At 60.9% G+C, this 18,471-nt stretch carries 16 protein-coding genes and 1 pseudogene; 9 read left to right on the top strand and 8 right to left on the bottom strand.

What is annotated here, in order from left to right; translation table 11 throughout:
• Positions 1–48: 48 nt before the first annotated feature.
• The gene (locus tag FHX03_RS14055; RefSeq protein ID WP_183854403.1) at positions 49–2,232 is read right to left on the bottom strand and encodes a DUF1217 domain-containing protein; all 2,184 of its coding nucleotides are present in this window, start codon (positions 2,230–2,232) and stop codon (positions 49–51) included.
• 207 nt (positions 2,233–2,439) lie between these two features.
• Complete coding sequence (locus FHX03_RS14050) at positions 2,440–3,087, bottom strand: TetR/AcrR family transcriptional regulator (RefSeq protein WP_183854151.1); 648 nt, start codon at positions 3,085–3,087, stop codon at positions 2,440–2,442.
• 165 nt (positions 3,088–3,252) lie between these two features.
• Here FHX03_RS14050 and FHX03_RS14045 point away from each other — a divergent pair, with 165 nt between their 5' ends.
• The 8 genes from FHX03_RS14045 (at position 3,253) to FHX03_RS14010 (ending at position 11,253) form a co-directional block, all read left to right on the top strand.
• Entirely contained in the window at positions 3,253–4,128 is an 876-nt protein-coding gene (locus FHX03_RS14045) for an EF-hand domain-containing protein (protein WP_183854149.1), read from the top strand.
• 319 nt (positions 4,129–4,447) lie between these two features.
• Entirely contained in the window at positions 4,448–5,740 is a 1,293-nt protein-coding gene (locus FHX03_RS14040) for a flagellar hook protein FlgE (protein WP_183854147.1), read from the top strand.
• A gap of 13 nt (positions 5,741–5,753) precedes the next feature.
• On the top strand, positions 5,754–7,214 hold the full coding sequence (flgK, locus tag FHX03_RS14035; protein ID WP_183854145.1) for a flagellar hook-associated protein FlgK: 1,461 nt from the start codon (positions 5,754–5,756) through the stop codon (positions 7,212–7,214).
• 2 nt (positions 7,215–7,216) lie between these two features.
• A complete protein-coding gene (locus tag FHX03_RS14030; protein ID WP_183854143.1) occupies positions 7,217–8,263 on the top strand; it encodes a flagellar hook-associated family protein in 1,047 nt (348 codons plus the stop codon).
• Positions 8,264–8,273: 10 nt separating this feature from the next.
• On the top strand, positions 8,274–8,648 hold the full coding sequence (locus FHX03_RS14025) for a hypothetical protein (protein ID WP_183779743.1): 375 nt from the start codon (positions 8,274–8,276) through the stop codon (positions 8,646–8,648).
• A 184-nt stretch (positions 8,649–8,832) separates the two neighbouring features.
• Positions 8,833–9,696, top strand: coding sequence for a DUF6502 family protein (locus FHX03_RS14020; RefSeq protein WP_183854141.1), 864 nt, complete (start codon positions 8,833–8,835; stop codon positions 9,694–9,696).
• A complete protein-coding gene (locus tag FHX03_RS14015) occupies positions 9,693–10,763 on the top strand; it encodes a DUF5666 domain-containing protein (RefSeq protein WP_183854139.1) in 1,071 nt (356 codons plus the stop codon). The genes FHX03_RS14020 and FHX03_RS14015 overlap by 4 nt, the downstream gene beginning before the upstream one ends.
• A gap of 241 nt (positions 10,764–11,004) precedes the next feature.
• Positions 11,005–11,253: a hypothetical protein gene (locus FHX03_RS14010; RefSeq protein WP_183854137.1), complete on the top strand. Its 249-nt coding sequence runs from the start codon at positions 11,005–11,007 to the stop codon at positions 11,251–11,253.
• A 45-nt stretch (positions 11,254–11,298) separates the two neighbouring features.
• Here FHX03_RS14010 and FHX03_RS14005 read toward each other — a convergent pair.
• Positions 11,299–11,388: pseudogene (locus FHX03_RS14005) on the bottom strand (plasmid stabilization protein); the annotation flags it as partial.
• Positions 11,389–11,649: 261 nt separating this feature from the next.
• Here FHX03_RS14005 and FHX03_RS14000 point away from each other — a divergent pair.
• Entirely contained in the window at positions 11,650–13,467 is a 1,818-nt protein-coding gene (locus FHX03_RS14000; RefSeq protein WP_097629403.1) for a methyl-accepting chemotaxis protein, read from the top strand.
• A gap of 12 nt (positions 13,468–13,479) precedes the next feature.
• On the opposite strand, the gene doeB is transcribed toward FHX03_RS14000, so the two are convergent.
• The 5 genes from doeB to eutA are packed head-to-tail and all read right to left on the bottom strand — an operon-like array spanning position 13,480 to position 18,471.
• Positions 13,480–14,487 carry a N(2)-acetyl-L-2,4-diaminobutanoate deacetylase DoeB gene (doeB, locus tag FHX03_RS13995; RefSeq protein ID WP_183854135.1) on the bottom strand — a complete coding sequence of 336 codons (1,008 nt, stop codon included), beginning with the start codon at positions 14,485–14,487 and terminating at the stop codon, positions 13,480–13,482.
• Positions 14,488–14,494: 7 nt separating this feature from the next.
• A complete protein-coding gene (gene doeA, locus FHX03_RS13990; protein WP_183854133.1) occupies positions 14,495–15,676 on the bottom strand; it encodes an ectoine hydrolase DoeA in 1,182 nt (393 codons plus the stop codon).
• 20 nt (positions 15,677–15,696) lie between these two features.
• Positions 15,697–16,689 carry an ectoine utilization protein EutC gene (gene eutC, locus FHX03_RS13985; RefSeq protein ID WP_183854130.1) on the bottom strand — a complete coding sequence of 331 codons (993 nt, stop codon included), beginning with the start codon at positions 16,687–16,689 and terminating at the stop codon, positions 15,697–15,699.
• Complete coding sequence (eutB, locus tag FHX03_RS13980; protein WP_183854128.1) at positions 16,686–17,687, bottom strand: hydroxyectoine utilization dehydratase EutB; 1,002 nt, start codon at positions 17,685–17,687, stop codon at positions 16,686–16,688. The genes eutC and eutB overlap by 4 nt, the downstream gene beginning before the upstream one ends.
• A gap of 4 nt (positions 17,688–17,691) precedes the next feature.
• Positions 17,692–18,471 carry an ectoine utilization protein EutA gene (gene eutA, locus FHX03_RS13975; RefSeq protein ID WP_183854126.1) on the bottom strand — a complete coding sequence of 260 codons (780 nt, stop codon included), beginning with the start codon at positions 18,469–18,471 and terminating at the stop codon, positions 17,692–17,694.

Below are 18,471 nucleotides of genomic sequence, written 5' to 3'. Positions count from 1 at the left end.
TCGTTCTGAAATGGATGTTGCGCTCATCATGAGCGAGGCCAAAATCACTCAGCCGGTTTTCAATTGCGCCATCGCAAGCAGCGTGTCTGCGCTGATCGTTGCTGAGCCGTTCAGGATCGAAAGTGCTGTCGACGTGATACCCGTGCCGTTGGCGACATCATACATGGCGGTGAAGCGTTTGATCAAATCGTCGACTTTGTCAGGATCTGCCAGATCCTTGATGTCGATGAAGTTGTCGACCATCTCGGCTTGCTTGTCGACATCCATATTCGAGACATAACTGGACAGGTTGAAGGTCGTGGTAAAAAACTCGAAGAGCGCGCTGTCGCCCAGAATGCCATAGGCGCTCGATATCTCCGGCGCCTTGCGCTGGAAATAGAGCGCCAGGCGCACGCCGGTGTTGCTGTCACCCTGGTCGTCTTCGAGCGTCAGCCTGACATAGGAGTCGATCGTTTCCAGCACGTCGCCGCGCTGTTGCACCGTCCCTGTGGGATCGGCGGAAATATTGCCGTCCTGATCGAAATTGAACGAGCCGACGAGCTCGGCGAAGCGACTGTCGTCCAGCTTGTTGACGTAACTGTCTTCGTCGTCGAGATCGGAAGAAAACATCTTCTCCAATTGGCCCGACGTGACATCGTCCGGGTCGAGCCCCTTTGCCTCGAGCGCAAAACTAACCAGGCGATCATCGGCCAGAAATTCGCTCGCCGTCGTGATCGTCGCCATCTGCTCACGGAAATAGCTGATCTCGTCATCCGCCGCGTCGGTCGCCTCGGTCAGTTCGTCCCCGTCGAGGTAGCGGATCTTGTTCTGTTTATAATAGGCGGCATAGTCGTCGACGACGGATTCCGACATGGCCTGCAAGGGAACGGTGACGTCGCCATCGCTGTCGAAGTTGAATGCTTTGCGAAAGGCGACGAACCGGTCGTCGTCTAGGCTGTTGACATAGCTTTTGGAATCCGTGGGATCGCTTTCGAGAATTTTCCGCACCTGGCTTCTCGAAACGCTGTCCGGATCGATGTCGAAGGCGCGCAACGCCATTTCCCACATTTCCGGGAGATCGTCATTGTCGTCATCGTCGTCATCGGCATTTGACACGAGGAAATCATCGATCGAGGTGACGCTGGCGATGCGCGTCGTGTAGTTGTCGACGGCATCTTCCGTGTCGGTATTGGCGATCAGCACCTGATAATTTTCATCGAAGGCTGCCGTGGTCGTGGTGGTCTGTTCCGACGTCTGGGCGGTGTCGCCATCGGCAAGCGCGCCGTCCTCATCGAAATTGAAGGCGTCGTGCAGATCCGACAGGCCGATCGCGTCAGCAATATCGGCGCTTTTAAGCGCCGCGGAAATGAAAGTGTCGGATTCGTCGTCGGTCAGCCCGTAGGCGATCCTGAGATAGCCGACGAGCTTGTCGTCGCTCATCAACTGATCGACGGAGGTGATGTTTCCAATTTCCGCCGCGAAATAAGTGTCATAAGCCTCTCCGGTGTCCGAAGAGGCAATGGTCGAGGAAGCCACCGCATAACCGCTCGTCACCAGCGAGATCTGATCTTCCGACATCACGTCGCCGTCGGTCGAGCCGTCCTCGTTGAAGTTGAAGGCCTTCGCCAGGCTGACATAGACGTCGTCGCCGAGCTGATTGACGAAGCTGTCGGAATCGTCGAGGTCGCTCGTCAAAACCTGCTTCAGGAAACTGCTGGAGGTGTAATCGGTGCTGAGACCGAAAGCGGTCAGCGCATAATTCTTCAGTCTCGAACTCGAGAGGAAATCATCGACCGACGTGATCGACGAGATATTCTCTTCGAAATAATCCGTCTCGTCGGCAATGTCTTCCGCCTCGGTGTCGAAGGACTCCTCATAAGCATCGAGCAGAGTGTCCCGTTGCACATCAGATTGCGCCGTCTTCGTCTCTCCGCCGAATTTGAAGGCGGCGGCGAACTCGGCATAGCGGCCGTCGCTCAAACTGTTGGCGAAGCTCGATGAATCGCTGAGATCGCTTTCCAGCACCTTCTTCATGAAGGCCTTGGCATAGGTCATGTCGTCGAGCCCGTAGGCCTTCATGGCATAGGAGTAGAGCTTGTAATCGCCCATGAACTCGTCGACCGTCGTGACCTTGCCGATGTTTTCCTTGTAATAGGCGCTGTCGCGGGCAACCGTGCCCTGGGACGCCACGCTCGAGAGGCTGGCGTTGAGATTACGCGCGACTGCGAGATAGCTTACATAGGTGGAAACCAATGCTTGTCCCTTTTCATGGGCGCGGCAGCGCGCGCGAAAGCCTGCAGGCAGCCGCGGTGAAAATTTCGATCCTGCTGGGATGTCGTCGCCGGTCATGGCGATGCGCAGCCACATTCATGTGGCCGAATCAATTTAAAAGAACTATATAGTTCTATAATTCATTCAATAGGAATTGGAAGACAAAAGTCGAAGCATCGTCTTTCGGGTCTACGAAGCCCCGACGCCGGCGGCGAAGATTGCGATGCAGCGGCGAAGATGGGCGAGCAGTCCGGCCCGGTCGGGCCAGGCTTGGGCGCGCCCTTCCGGCGGGCCCATACCGCCGAAGATCATGTCCGTCAGCATCCGGGCTCCGCTCGCCGGATCATCAAGGGTCAATCTGCCTTCCGCCCGACGATCGCTCAACCAGTCGGCGAGGTGTTGACGGCTGGCAAGCATGCCTTCGCGCTGCAGAATGTCGATAAGCTCTGGAAACTGCGCCGCTTCGCGAAAGACGAGCTGCAGAAAACCGGCGCGGTCCGCATCCTTCTCCTCATCCATGTCGATCATGAAGATATGTTCGAGGCTTTCGGCGATCGGAAGGTCTTCCGCGGGCCTCGGCAGGTCGAGCATCAGGCGCCGATGCGCGCCCACCACGGCGGCAAACAGCTCTTCCTTGCTCTGAAACAGCTTGTAGAGCGTCTGTTTCGAGACACCTGCCTCGGTGGCCACCACCGCGGTGGTGCTTCCGGCATAGCCGTATTTTACAAAAACACGGCGGGCGATTTCGACGATATGCGTCCGCTTGTCCTCATCGCTGGAGACTTTCGGCCGGCCTCGCTTGCGCGGCTCATCTGCGGGCTCGTCAACACCATCCATGACGATCTAAACCGCTTTACCGAAGCGCACACCGACGGCCCGGAAAAGCGGACTGCGATTTCTGAGGGATGAGTTTTTCGGTTGTGGCATTAGTAATTTCGATTTAGAGAACTAATCAGTTCTGTAATGCGTTGCATCCCCACCCTCTTTAGCGATGGAGCGCTTATGACGACCATTTCTGCCGCAACATCGATTTCTTCCTATTCCTATAGCAAGAACTCGACATCCGCATCCCAGGACCTCCTATCCTGTAATACGGTTTCGGCAAAAAAATCAACCACAAGCCAGCAGCTCGGCGAAGACTCGACCAACAGCGTCGAAAAACTCATGTCCCAGCTGATGTCGCTGACGATGAACGGCCTTAGCGGACAGTCCGGCTCCAGCGGGGAGCAGGACGGCGACGAAGGCATGGATGTTGCGCAGCTCGACACCGATGGCGACGGCTATGTGAGCAAGGCCGAGTTCGTCGCAGCCAGGCCATCCGACGTGACCGAGGATCAGGCGGGCACGCTGTTCGACAGCTTCGACAGCGAAGATTCCGGCTCGCTGTCGGTCGATGCGCTCACCGAGGCCATGTCCGCCCAGAGATCGGGGCGAGCCGGCGGGCCACCGCCGCCGCCCGAAGGCGATGACGAGCTTTCATCGCTGCTCTCAGATCTCGATACAGATGGAGACGGGCTGGTGAGCAAGACGGAATTCGTCGCAGGCCGGCCGTCCGACGTGAGCGAGGATCAGGCAGGCACGCTGTTCGACAGCTTCGACAGCGAAAGCGCCGGCTCGCTGTCGGTCGATGCATTGACCGAGGCGATGTCCGCTCAGTCGTCGCAACGCCCCGAGGGACCGCCACCGCCGCCGCCCGCCGACGATGAGCAGACCGCATCCCTGCTGTCCGATCTCGATACCGATGGAGACGGGCTCGTATCATTGGACGAGTTCATGGCTGGCAGGCCGGACGACGTCACCGAAAGCCAGGCGAGCCAGCTATTCGATCTTCTCGACACATCGGGCAGCGGTTCATTGTCCGCAAGCACCACGAGCTGACAGCCGACAAGGAGCGTCGCGTCGCAGTCGCTGGAGAAGCTGCAATGCGGCGGTCTGACAGCGGCCCGGCAATCGAGCCGGCAGAGCTTTCAGCCGGGCCGCTGAACTATCGAAGTATTCACATGGTGCACCGTGACAGGCGCACCGCACCAGCGCGCGGATGAGCCGCAGCGCCTATCGCCATTACGGGGTCAATCCAGACAATCAGATCATCCACCGGTGTGGGCTTTGCCCGGCGCCAGCGATGTCGTGCGCCCGTTATTCGGGCCTGGAGGCCTCTCGTCACATGGCATGTTCCCAAACCTTAAAGGATTGAGCCATGAGCATTTTTGGAAGCATGAAAACCGCCGTCTCCGGCATGAGCGCCCAGGCAAACCGGCTGAGCACGGTTTCCGACAATATCGCCAACGCAAACACGGTCGGCTACAAAGCCGTCTCCACATCCTTCTCGTCGCTGGTGCTGCCGTCGTCCTCAGGCAATTACAATTCCGGCGGCGTCCAGACATCCGTGCGCCAGGCGATTTCTCAACAGGGCGACATTTCCTATACGACCTCGGATTATGACCTGGCGATATCAGGAGATGGCTTCTTCATCGTGCAAAGCGCCGACGGCACGCCGGTCCTCACCCGGGCCGGCGACTTCTCCGTCGACAGCGACGGCAACCTGGTCAACGGCGCCGGATTTACCCTCATGGGATATTCCTATGATTCAGGTGTGCCTGCGGTTGTTGTCAACGGCTTCGATGGGCTGGTGCCGGTCAACGTATCCCAATCGGGATTGAGCGCGGTTGCTTCGACCAGCGCCTATTTCAGCGGCAACCTGAATTCCGAGGCAACCGTCGTCACCGACACGACAACGCTGCCGAGCGCCAACACGTCCGATGTCACCGACGATACGCAGAAGATGTCGCTGGTTGCCTATGACAGCCTCGGCGGCACCGTCCAGTACGACTACTATTTCACCAAGACGGGTGTCACGACGGATTCCGCCGGCGCGGTCACCGGAAGCACCTGGGAGGTAGCAATTTACCGCAATGCCGATGCCACCACCGGCGGCACGACGTCCTTCCCTTACTCCTCCGACGCCGTCAGCGTTGCGACACTCTCCTTCGACGCCGACGGTCAGCTGGCCTCTGCGACCGATACCGATATCGTCGATGCGGTCACCGCACAGACGATCACCATGGATTATTCGGACTTTACCCAGCTCGCCTCCGACTTCTCGGCGACGGGCTCGGCCGACGGTCAGGCCGCAAGTGCGGTGAGTTCGGTATCCATCGGCACGGACGGGGTGGTGTCGGTTTCCTATGCGAACGGGGCGACCAAGGCTCTCTATCAGATCCCGCTTGCGACGGTCGCCAGCCCCGACAATCTGACGCTGCTCAGCGGCAACGTCTACAGCGCCAACGGCCAGTCGGGCGTTACCGTCACCGGCTTTCCGCAGACAAACGGGCTCGGCTCCATCCAGTCCGGCGCCCTCGAGAGCTCGAACGTCGATCTCGCCGGCGAACTGACGGAGATGATCGAGGCACAGCGCAGCTACACCGCCAATTCGAAGGTGTTTCAAACCGGCTCCGATATCATGGATGTCCTCGTCAACCTGAAGCGATAGAGGGAGCAGCTGAATGTCGCTCACCTCCGCCTTGAACAGCGTCCAAAGTATTTTCAACAATACGGGCCAGCAGAGCAGCGTCGTCTCGACCAACATCGCCAATGTCGGAAATTCCGACTATGTGAGACGGGAGGCGTCGATCACGACGTCTCTCTCCGGCGCCCAGGTCGTCAGCATCAGCCGAGCGCAGGAAACTGCGCTGCTGGCGCAATATCTGCAATCGAACTCCAAGGACAGCGCCCAGCAGACGCTGGTGACCGGCCTCGAAAGCTTGAAGTCGCTGATGGGCGGCAACGACTACGAGACCTCGCCGAGCACATACCTCTCGGCATTTCAGCAGGCGCTGCAGACCTTCGCCACATCGCCGAGCAGCACGACCGCGGCGCAATCGGCCGTCACCGCCGCGCAGGATCTTGCCAATTCGCTGAATACCGCAAGCGACGGCGTCCAGTCGATCCGAGCCGATGCCGATGCGGAGATCGCCACGCAGGTCTCCTCGCTGAATACGCTGCTGTCGCAGTTCGAGACGGCCAACAATGCCGTCAAGCTGGCGATGGCGACCGGCGCCGATACCTCCTCGGCGCTCGACGAACGAGAAAAGCTGTTGAAGCAGATCTCCTCGATCGTCGGCGTCACCACGGCCGTGCGCGACAACAACGACATGGCGCTCTACACCTCCGACGGCACCGTGCTGTTCGAGACCGTACCGCGCACCGTCACATACGTGCCGACGACAACCTATGTGGCCGGAACGGAGGGCAATTCGGTCTATATCGACGGCGTTGCGCTCGACGCCGGCGAGGGATCGACGACCAGCGCCTCGGGCAGCCTGCAGGCGCTGCTGCAGCTTCGCGACGACATCGCACCGACATTCCAGGCCCAACTCGACGAGATCGCCAAGTCGCTCGTTCAGGCCTTCTCGGAAACCGACGGCAGCACCAGCGCGCCCGGACTTTTCGTCTGGACCACCGCGTCGGGGACATCAGGGGGAACACCGTCGGATTCCGACGATATCACCGGCATCGCGTCGTCGATCTCGGTCAATCTTGCCGTCGTTACCAGCGAGGGCGGTGATGCCACGAAGCTGCGCGACGGAACGATCAGCGGCATCACCGATCTCAACAGCTCGGGAGACAGCGGTTTCTCGGACAATCTCGACGCCCTCTATACGGCGTTGACGGAACAGCGCTCGTTCTCCTCGGACGCCGGTCTTTCCACCACGCAAAGCCTGATGGATTACGCCAGCTCCTCCATCGGCTGGTTGGAACAATATCGCAGCGATGCGACGTCGGCCTCCGAAAACACGACTGCCGCGCTGTCGCGCTCCGACGAGGCCTATTCCAACGAAACCGGCGTCAACCTCGACGAGGAGCTGACGCTCCTTCTCGATATCGAACAATCCTACAAGGCGGCGACGAAGATCCTGAACGTCATCGACGAGATGTTCAAGTCGCTCCTCGACATAGCGAGCTAGTTATGAAAGCCTCTTTTGTCTCATCATCTGCGATGCAGAACGTCCTGCGGCTGACCATCAGCCAGTCCCAGAGCAAGCTGCAGCAGGCCTCGACGGAAGCGACGACCGGAACCTACGCCGATATCGGCGTATCGCTTGGCGCCGGCACCGCAAGAACGATCAACCTCACCAGTGCGATCGACCAGGCCGCCTCATTCCAGACGAGCAACGCCGTCGTCGAACTGCGCATGGACGCATCGCAGACCGCCCTTTCCAGCCTCAAGGATGCCGGCGACAGCCTGGTCTCGAACCTGACCGCGCTCCAGGCGAGCCAGGATACGACCAGCATCGCCGTTGCCCTGCAGACCGCAGGCTCCACGATTTCGCAGCTGATCTCGACGGCGAATACCTCAGTCAACGGCGAGTTCCTGTTTGGCGGAACCAACCTCGACAGCCAGCCGCTGACCGATCAGTCCTCCACGGTTTCGGATGCGATCGTCACGGCGCTCGGCGACTATGCAACCGGTCTTGGAAAAGACGTCAACGAGCTGACCGGAGAGGAAATCGGCACATTCATCATCGACACGGTCGAGCCGATGTTTTCCGAAAGCGGCTGGACGGACGCTTCCACAGGCTGGTCGACTGCCTCCAGCACCGACATGACGAGCCGGATCAGCAGTTCGGAAACCATCACCTCGTCCACCAACGCCAATTCCGAAGGCATGCGTTATCTGGCACTTGCCTCCGTCGTCGTCTCCGCCCTCTTCGGCCAAGATCTGAGCTCCGACGCGCAGAGCACCGTCGCGACGAAGTCGATCGGTTATGCGGCGCAGGCGACATCGGGCATCGTCACACAGCAAAGCCAGCTCGGCCTCTCGCAGGAGCGGCTCGAAAAGGCAAATGACGCCCTCGATGCCCAGTCAAGCCTGCTCCAGGGAAAGCTCGTCGATCTCCAGGGCGTGGATGCCTACGAGGCGTCGACGCTCGTCAACCAGCTGCAGACGCAGCTGGAAACGGCCTACACGCTCGTCTCGAAACTCCAGGGCCTGAGCCTGGTCAACTATCTCTGACGGATTGAACATGCGGGAATTCAAACGGTTGCAAATGCCGGCCTTAACCAGAGAGCCTAACGCGAGATGCTCCGAAATCGTGGCGGAGGCGGCCTTCGCGCTTGCCTCCGGCATCATCAACACGATCCCTTTCGTCGGAAACAAACTCGACGAACAACAGGCCCAGGCCTGGCCGCGATCGGGGATTTTCACCGATGACGGCGTCGAGATGACGGGCACGCCGCCTGAAATATTCGAGCTTTGCGAGCTCCTGGCGTCGTATATCGAGAAAGGCTCGTCATTCGACGTCTTCGAGGTTTTCCACAAGATTGCTCGGATCGACCGATTGATCGACTGGCGTCAGGGCGCCTTGCTTTCCCCCGAGTCGGAAAACACAAGGCATTGATAGACTATGTAAAATACCCTCCGGAAGGTGTTGTAATCCGGCCCGCGTCGCCAGGGGGCATGGCATAGGCTGGGCTTGCATGTCGCCTGTGCGTTGCGGCAGGGTGGACCTTGCCTTAAAGGAGACCGAGGCTGCTTCCGAAGGTCTTTCGGCAACGGTCTTTCAGGGACCAAGTGTGTTGTCGATGTCAAAGCCGCGCGCGAAGCTGCCATTCTCCGAAGAGACCTCGCAGGCCATGCTGATCCGCGTCCTGCGCCCGCTGGTCAAACTCGCTCTCGCTTCCGGTTTTAACTTCACCGCCTTTACCACCGTGCTTCGCCGCCTTTACATCGAAGTGGCGGAGAAGGAATTCGCGCTGCCGAACAAGCAGCAGACGGATAGCCGCATCTCGCTCCTGACAGGCATCCACCGCAAGGACGTCAACCGGCTACGCGGACTGGCGCTCGACCCCTCATTCCTCACCGTCGGCGTTTCACAGACGAGCCGCATCCTTGCGCGCTGGCTTGCCGACCCGCTCTATTGCGACGCCGAGGACAGGCCGAGCGCCCTGCCCCGAACATCAAGCGACGGCAGTCCGTCATTCGAGAGCCTGGTGAGCGACATCACCAAAGACGTCCACCCGCGCTCCATCCTGGACGAATGGCTGGACCGAGGTATCGTCGTTCTTGATGAGGACGGCCGGGTCCAGCTCGACCTCTCATCGATCGTCCCGAATGCCGGGGACGACGCTCGCCGGCATTATTTCACCCGCAACCTTCGTGATCATGTGCAGGCGTCGGTCATGAACTTGCTGAACGAGCCTCCTCCCTATTTCGAACGCGCCGTTCACTATGACGGCATGTCGCCCGCGCTGGCGGCCCGGCTCGACGAGCTTGCGCGCCAGGAAAGCATGACGCTGCTCCTGAAGCTCAACAAGATCGCCCATCAGGCGATCAAGGACGATCCCGGCGGCAGCAGCCGCTGGATCGCGGGGCTCTATATCATGACCGAGGAACGCGAAACGGATCCTGCTGCAGAAACCGCCTCCAATCAGGAGATCGACGAATGAGCCCGTCGGCGATCTCGAGAAGACAGTTTCTGCTGGGCGGCATCGCGCTTCAGGTCCTGCGGCCGGAACTTGCCGCCGCGCAGCCGACAGGCACCAGCGATCACGGAATCGGCGGTTCCGGTCTTGCCATCCAGGGAGGCGGCGAGAACGAAGATCACGGGATCGGCGGAACCGGTATTGTCGGGACCATCCAGGGTTTCGGCAGCATCATCGTCAACAATATTCACATACCGTTCAGCGCGACGACGCCGGTCGAGATCGACGGGCGACGCGTACCCGCGAGCGCGATGAAAGTCGGCCATGTCGCCCGGGTGCTGCTGACCGGAAAGCGCGCGGCCCGCATTACGATCGTTAGCGAGGTTCAGGGCCGTATCGACCGGATCGATAGGACCGGGATAAGGATACTTTCGCAAACCGTCGACACATCGGGTTTAGCGACGAAGGGCTTGCGGAAAGGCAAACGGGTCGCCGTGTTCGGCATCCGCAAACCAGACGGCACGATCATTGCCCGGCGTATCGAGCCCCGCTCCGTGTCCGACGGCGCCCATGTCCGCGGCGTTCCCGTCAAGAGCGGCAACCGCGTCCTGATCGGCGGCCTGTCGCTTGGAAGCACGCATGGCTACCTCGCCGGCAAACAAACGCTCGTGCGTCTCAAGGCGGTCGCCGACCGATTGGTGATTACGCGCGTTCAGACCGAACCCGTGGTGCCGGGCCTCAAACGCGGCATCGTCAATATCGAGACCTTCCGGCCAACGGACAGAGGCGAGGCGGGTTCCGGACCCGGGGGGTCACAGTCCGGCTCGATGCGGCTCTCTCCCAATGGTCATGGCTTCGTCGATATCGGCGTCCGCGATTCAAGCAGAATGACCGGCTTTCCCGGAATGGGTCCCGATAGCTTTGGTTCCCGCCCGCCACACGGCGCTGGGGATGGGCCGCGGCCCGATCACGCGCCTTTCGGCAGAGGCGGGCCCGGCGGAGATTTTCCCGCTCCGGACAGGCGAGGCCCGCCACCCGGCCCTGGCGGCCCACCTCCGGGGTCGCCGCCCCCGGATCCGGGTCCGCACTGAAAACGCAGTCACCCATATTGACATATGGGAAATTTTCCCATTTTATTGCCCTTGCGAATCCGCATTGGGTGATTCCAGGACGGGTTTGCCGATTGGCTAACGGGTTCGCCCCACGCCCGCTAGCCAATCGTTTGATTTCAAAATTCTTATTAAGACAAACCGCGTGCACGCGTGCGGCGATGGCCCACCGCTCGATGGCGCCGTCCGAACGAGATCGTCATTGCACAAGAGGAATCAGAAATTGCTTTTGCTGAAACGCGAACCGGATATTTCGATCGAGATGGACGAGCCGACCGTCGTCGCGACCTGGGAAAACCGCACGCAAATCATCGAAATCATGCAGAGCGCGCGTGAGATGAGCCAGGAATTCCAAAATCTTTGGAAGAACAGCGGCGAAACGGGCCGGCTCAGCCAGGACGATACGGATAGATTGGTCGAGCTGCTGCGCGAGATCGGCGACCTCAATAATACGCTGATGCGATTGGCCTAACTACCTTCACCGCCTGGTACGCTCGGCCTGACATATCCCACAATGTTCAAGAGCCCACTCGACAATCTCGGCGACCGAGCGATTTTCGCGGCGGGCAAGCCGTGCAAGATCACGTGCCTTTACACTTCGTACGGCAGCCGAAGTTCAGTCATATTGATCTCCTCTTCGATGAACATAACGCTCATTATTCCCGTCAGCGGGACGAAGATGTTGCTGCCAAAATAGCCGTAGTCTCTGATCCCCCCACTTTTGGACGCCTGTTACTGTCCCATACAGGCCAGTCAACTTCTAATCTCCAGAAGAATTAACCATATTTCAGCGTTCGCGCGAAATAATGGGGTACGTAGATCAGGCATCTCGCGAGCGAGAAGCCAAAAATTATTTGGAGACGGTCCTTTGGCTTTTACTATTGCCCGTAGCCTGGTGGCATTTGGTGTCGCCGTTTCAGCAGGTCTTTTCATGTCGATCGGGTTACAGCAATCGGCCCTCGAACGGCTGAAGGTCAACGGCCCGGTTTACGAGCAGGTCGTCTACGGCAAGGATTTGATCGCCGATATTCTGCCGCCGCCGCTGTTTGTGGTCGAATCCTACATGTTGTCCTTCGAGGCCAGCAAGTTTCCCGAGCTCACCGACACCAATCTTGCCAAGATCGCCAATCTCAAGGCCGCTTACGACGACCGCCGCGCCTATTGGAAAACCACCCAACTACCGCAGGCGTTGAAGGACGAGCTTGAAAACGATGTCATCGCCAAAGGCGACAAATTCTGGGACGTGATGAACCGCGAGATCATTCCGGCGCTGACCGCCAAAGACGAGGACAAGGCGCATGGTGCGATCGAGCAATTACGCGTCGCCTTCCATTCGCACCAGGACGCTGTCGAAAAACTTGTCGCCAATTCCGATGCCTTCCTGAAGGGCGAGGAGCGCAATGCCGCCTCGGAAATCGTCACCTGGACGATCTATGCTGGTGGCGCTGGCTTCGGATCCTTCGCTTTGCTGCTGGTCGGGCTCTATCTCCTGCGCCGCCGGGCCATCGTGCCGCTCGACGGCATGAAAGCCTATATGGGCAACCTCGCTGACGGCGATTTTTCGACCGAGGTTCCCTATGCCAGCCGTTCAGACGAGATCGGCGCCATGTCGAAGGCCGTGGCGGTTTTCCGCCGCAACGCGCTCGAGCGGCAGGACGCGCAAAAGCGCGAGACGGCGCTTCGCGATGCGGAATTTGAACGCGAACGCAGCCAGATGGCCGAAAAGTCCGCCGAAGAGCAGGTCCGCGAAACGGTGATCGCTCAACTGACCCACGGCTTGGACCAGCTATCGCACGGCAATCTCGATTGCCGGATCGCCACACCCTTTGCCGCCACTTACGAGACTTTGCGCGCCAAGTTCAACGACAGCATGGATGCGCTTTGTGCCTCGATGGCCGAGATCGCCCAGACCTCCAAACAAGTGGATAGCGCCTCGGCCGACATTACCGGTGCAACCGAGAGCCTCGCATCGCGCACGGAACAGCAAGCCGCGATGCTCGAAGAGGCCACCGCCGCGCTCGGTGAGATGAACGCCAAGGCGAAAGACGCCTCCGATCATGCCGGCAAGGCGACCGGCATGATGGCCGAGACCCGCAACAGCGCCGAACATTCGGCGGCCGTCGTCCGCGAAGCGATCGCCGCCATGGAACGGATCGAGGGCTCGTCCTCGCAGATCGGCGACATCGTCAACGTCATCGATGAAATCGCCTTCCAGACCAATCTCCTGGCGCTGAATGCGGGGGTTGAGGCGGCTCGCGCAGGCGAAGCCGGCAAGGGTTTTGCCGTCGTGGCGCAGGAGGTGCGGGAACTTGCCATGCGCTCGGCCAACGCCGCCAAGGAGATCAGGGCTCTGATTTCCACATCGTCCTCGCAGGTTTCCAACGGGGTGGAGCTTGTCAACCGCACCGGCAAGGCACTTCAGGAAATCGAAGGACAGGTCGAGCAGGTTGCCGCGCTCATCGCCCGGATCGTGTCCGTATCCTCCGAGCAGGCGGTGGCGATCCGCGAGATCAATGCCTCCGTCAATGCTCTCGACCAAGTGACGCAACACAACGCGACGATGGCCGTCGAAACCGCTTCGGCCTGCCGCGCGCTCGGCACCCAAACGCAGACATTGGAAGGCGTCGTCAGGCGCTTTCAGATCGACGCGGCAGCGAGCATGTCAAGGCCGCGTCAAGCGGCTTGATTGCCGGCCTCTTCAGCCGGTGACGATCGCGACCACGGCGACGCAATCGCCTGATTTGACCAGTCCGGGAAAATGCCGGGCGCAGAGGATGCCATCCATGCCGGCGCGGACCTCGTGGGGGGCCACTCCGGTCCGCCCTGTCGGATAGATGCGAGCGATGACAGCATCCTTACCGACGGCTTCACCGAGATCGATGACGGGCTCGATCAACCCGCCCTCCTCAGCGAAGGAAAAACACCGGCCGTCCGGCATGTCGAGCCAGGCCGTCGGACCGATATCGGCGGCGCCCGCAACGATCCCGGCGTGGCGCAGCACGTTCATGGTGCCGCGCTTGGCAATCGCCGCACTCTTGGCCGTAGCCGTCCCGCCGCCGCCGAGTTCCGTGGTGATGAAGACCTTGCCCATCTCCTCGGCGGCGGTGTCGTACATGCCGACCGCATCGATCTCCAGCATCTTCATCGAATAGGGCGCGGCAAAGGCCGTCACATATTCGAACGCCTGCACCTCTTGCTGTTTGTTCGGCAGGATATGGGCCGCACAGAACGGTAGAAAATCGAGCGTCTTGCCGCCGGAATGAAAATCGAGAACCAGATCGGCCGTCGGCAGGAGCACACGCTGGAAATAGTCGGCGATCTTCTGCGTCACCGTGCCGTCCGGACGGCCCGGAAAGCTGCGGTTCATGTTGCCCCTGTCGATCGGCGAAGTCCGGGTTCCCGCAAGGAACGCCGGATAATTCATCGCCGGCACGATAATGACGGCACCGCGCACCGCCTCGGCCTTCAGCGAGCGGGCAAGGTCGAAAAGCGCGATCGGTCCCTCATACTCGTCGCCGTGATTGCCGCCGGTCAGCAGCGCCGTCGGCCCTTTGCCGTTCCTGACGACCGTTATCGGGATCATCACGGAACCCCAGGCGGAATCGTCGCGGCTGTAAGGCAGCCTCAGGAACCCGTGCTGGACGCCTTCGGCGGTGAAATCCACCGTCGCGCTGATCGGCGACGGCCGCAAGCCAATCTCTGTCATGACAGCCTCAATCCTTGACCATCAGCCTGCGCGGCACATCGGCGAAGCATTCGACGCCGCTTTCGGTGATCAGGATGCTCTCGGTCGTCTCGAAGCCCATGTCGTCGAGCCAGAGGCCGGTCATGAAATGGAAAGTCATGCCGGGCTTCAGCTCCGTCCGGTCGCCCGGCCGCAGGCTCATGGTGCGCTCGCCCCAGTCCGGCGGATAGGACAGACCGATCGGGTAACCGGTGCGGTTATCCTTGACGATGCCGTATTTCTTCAGCACCGCGAAGAAGGCGTTGGCGATGTCCTCGCAGGTGTTCCCGGGCTTGGCGACGGCAAGACCGGCCTCCATGCCTTCGAGCGTTGCTTTTTCGGCATCGAGAAAAGCCTGCGTCGGCTTGCCGAGGAAAACGGTGCGCGACAGCGGCAGGTGATAGCGGTTGTAGCAGCCGGCGATCTCGAAGAAGGTGCCCTCCCCCGTCTTCAACGGCCGGTCGTCCCAGGTCAGATGCGGTGCGGATGCCTCGACGCCGGATGGCAGCAAAGGCACGATCGCCGGATAATCGCCGCCGATGCCATCGACGCCACGGGTGCCGGCATCATAGATTTCCGCGACCAGATCGCACTTACGCATGCCAACTTCGATTTTGTCGAAGATGCGGGAATGCATCGCTTCGACAATGCGGGCGGCATTGCGCATATATTTGATTTCGGTCTCGCTCTTGACCGCGCGCTGCCAGTTGACCAGCGCAGTCGCGTCGACGAAGCGCGCATTCGGCAGATGTTTCTGCAACGCGGCGAAGGCGGCCGCCGAGAACCAGTAATTGTCCATCTCGACGCCGATCGTCAGCTTGCCGAAGCCGCGCTCCGTCAGGATGCCGGAGAGGTAATCCATCGGATGGCGCTCGGTCGACTGCACGTAATGATCGGGATAGCCGACGATGTTATCGTGCTTCAGATAGGTGGTGAACTTGGCGCCGCTGGCATCCTGCCCGCGGCCAAACCAGATCGGCTCGCCCTGCGGCGGCACGATCACCGCCTGGTGCACGTAGAAGGACCAGCCGTCATAGCCGGTCAGCCAGGCCATGTTCGACGGGTCGCTGACAACAAGCAGGTCGACGCCCTTCGCCTCCATGGCGCGCCGTGTCTTTTCCAGCCGCGCGGCATATTCGCCGAGCGAAAACTTCAGATTGGGCTGGGTCATGTTTCTTCCCTTCTTTTCCGTCAGCTTTCGAATATGGTCCCGGCCTTTGTCGCATTGGCGCGGGCAAAGGCGAGGTTGGCAATGGCGGTGTCCTGGATGCCGGTTCCCGTGAGGTCGGCGAAGGTGATCTGGCCGTCGCTGGTCCGTCCCTGCACCCTGCCAGCGACGATCTGGCCGAGTTCGGCGAAGACGGCATCGGGCGCGACTAGGCCGGCGCCGATTGCATGATGCAACTCGCCGAGACGCCGCGTCTGCTTCAGGCTGTCGGCGACATAGAGGCCGGCGTCGGCGATGACGGCCGGATCGATCTCGTTCTTGTGCTCCGCATCCGAGCCCATAGCCGTCAGATGCTGTCCGGGTTCCAGCCAACCGGCCTGAACGATCGGCGCTTCCGAGGGTGTGGTGGTCACGACGATATCGGCGCCGGAGATTGCGCGCCTTGGATCCGATATCGCGGTGACGGGCAAGCCGAGCCTTGCGGTCAGTTCCGCTGCGGCGCTCTCGGCTTTTGCGGCATCACGCGCCCATATTCGGGCTTCGCGGATCGGCCGCGCCAGCGTCAAGGCTTCAAGCTGCAGCCGCGCCTGCATGCCCGCCCCGAAGACGGCGGCCATGGATGCATTTTCACGCGACAGATATTTGGCCGCGACCGCGCCGGCCGCCGCGGTGCGTATGTCGGTGAGATAACCATTGTCCAAGAGCAGTGCCTGTACCAGCCCGGTCCGGCTCGACAACAGCACCATCATGCCGTTGGTGCTCGGCAGCCCAATCTTGGGATTGTCGAAGAAGCCGGGGCTGATCTTGATCGCGAAGCTTTCGATCCCCGGGATATAGGCCGTCTTCACATCGACTTCGCCGCGATGTTCCGGAATGTCGAGTCGCAGGATCGGCGGCATGGCGACGGCCTTGGTCGCAAGCGCTGCAAAGGCCTGCTCGACGCAGGTTACCGCATCCAGGTCAAGGCCGATGATTTTCCTGAGCTCCGCTTCCGTCAGAATGATCATCCCGCTCACGACCCATCCTCCCCGAACATCGCCGCCTCGCCGTTGATTACCCGTCGGTGCTGTTCCATGTCGACATTCCGCCCGGACAGGATCGCAACCACAGGACCGCCGGAGCGGATCTTTCCCGCAAGCAGGGCGGCGATGCCGACCGCACCCGCGCCTTCGACGATCTCCCGCTCGCAGGAATAGGCGTGGCGCATGCCGGCGGCGATTTCCGCCTCCGTCAGCAGGATGACGTCGTCGAGAAGCGCGCGGCACATGGCGAAGGATACGCGATTGTCGAGGCCGATGCCGCCGCCGAGCGAGTCGGCAAGGCTCGGCCTTTCCTCGACCTGCACCGGCCTGCCGGCGTCGAGGCTCGCCTTCATCGCCGCACCCCGTTCCATCGTCAGGCCGATCACCTTCGTCTTCGGGCTGACACCCTTGATCGCGGCGGCAACACCCGCCGCAAGACCGCCGCCGGAGAGAGGCACCAGAACCGTGGCTGCTTCCGGCAAAGCGTCGATAATCTCGAGCCCCAGCGTCCCCTGCCCGGCCACGACAGCCGGATGGTCGAAGGGCGGGACCATCACCAGCCCCTCCTCGCCAACCAACCGGTCGACCTCTAGCTGCGCCTCGTCCTGCGACAATCCGACGATGCGGATATCGGCGCCGAGGCGGCGGATTTCCGAGATCTTGTTCTCCGGCACCAGCTGCGACATGCAGATGGTTGCGACGGCACCTTCAGCTTTCGCCGCATAGGCAAGCGCACGGCCGTGATTTCCGGTCGAGGCGGCGACGACGCCGCGCGAACGTTCCGTCGGCGACAAGGAGAGTACCGCATTGGTCGCGCCACGCAGCTTGAAGCTGCCGGTCGTCTGATGATGTTCGAGCTTGAGATGGACAGGTACACCGGCGAAGTCGCCAAGCGATGGCGACTGCATCATCGGTGTTTCGATAACCCGGCCGGAGATCCGCCGCGCCGCCGCGCGAATACCCTCTAGCGAAACGGGCAAGGTGCTCGCCATGATCTCAGCCTTTCCCGTAGGGCTTGGTCATCAATTGCCCGAATTCGGGCCGCGCCCGGTCATCGCCGCAAAGCCTCAGGCAGGCCCAGGCGGTTGCGAGATTGCTGGTGACCACGGGCTTGCCGGTCTCGGCTTCGATGCGGGCGGCGACCTCGGCGGCGCGGAGAGCCGTGCAGGAGATGAACAGCGCATCGGATTGCGGCGCCAGCGCCTGGCGTGCGAAGGCTGCGATGTCATCCGGCGCAATCCGCGCCATCTCGCGATCATCACTCAGGCCGAGGCAGGTGAAACGGTCGATCGTAAAGCCGAGATCGACGAAATAATCCGCCATTGGCCGGCTGGTTTCGATCGTATAAGGCGTCAGCACCGAAATCCGGCGGGCGCCGAGCGCCTGGAGGCCCTTCACGGCCGCCGCCGTCGGCGTCACCACTGAAGCACCCGGCTTGGCCGCATGGATCGCCGCCTCGATATTGCGGTCGCCAATGACGACCGAAGCGGAGGTGCAGGAATACATGACCGCATCCAGCGTCTCATCCGGCAGGATCAGCGCAGCACCTTCCGTCAGCGACGGCTGCATCTTCAAGAGGTTTTCCGGTGTGACCGGATTGGCATAGCGGATGCGGCTGACATAGACGCCGATGCGGTCGCTGGCGACCATTCGCCGGAAATCGACTTCCGTCGTGTGGTCGGTCGCCAGGATGATCAGGCCGATGCGCTTTTCGAGCGGCCGGTCGTCCAGCCGCGGCAGCCGGCCGACGGGAATGATCTCGATTGCTGCGGTCAT

The organism is Rhizobium sp. BK456, from assembly GCF_014194045.1.
Classification (GTDB): domain Bacteria; phylum Pseudomonadota; class Alphaproteobacteria; order Rhizobiales; family Rhizobiaceae; genus Rhizobium; species Rhizobium redzepovicii.
The sequence above is the reverse complement of the archived record's forward strand: the minus strand, read 5'-3'. Positions and strand labels throughout refer to the sequence as shown.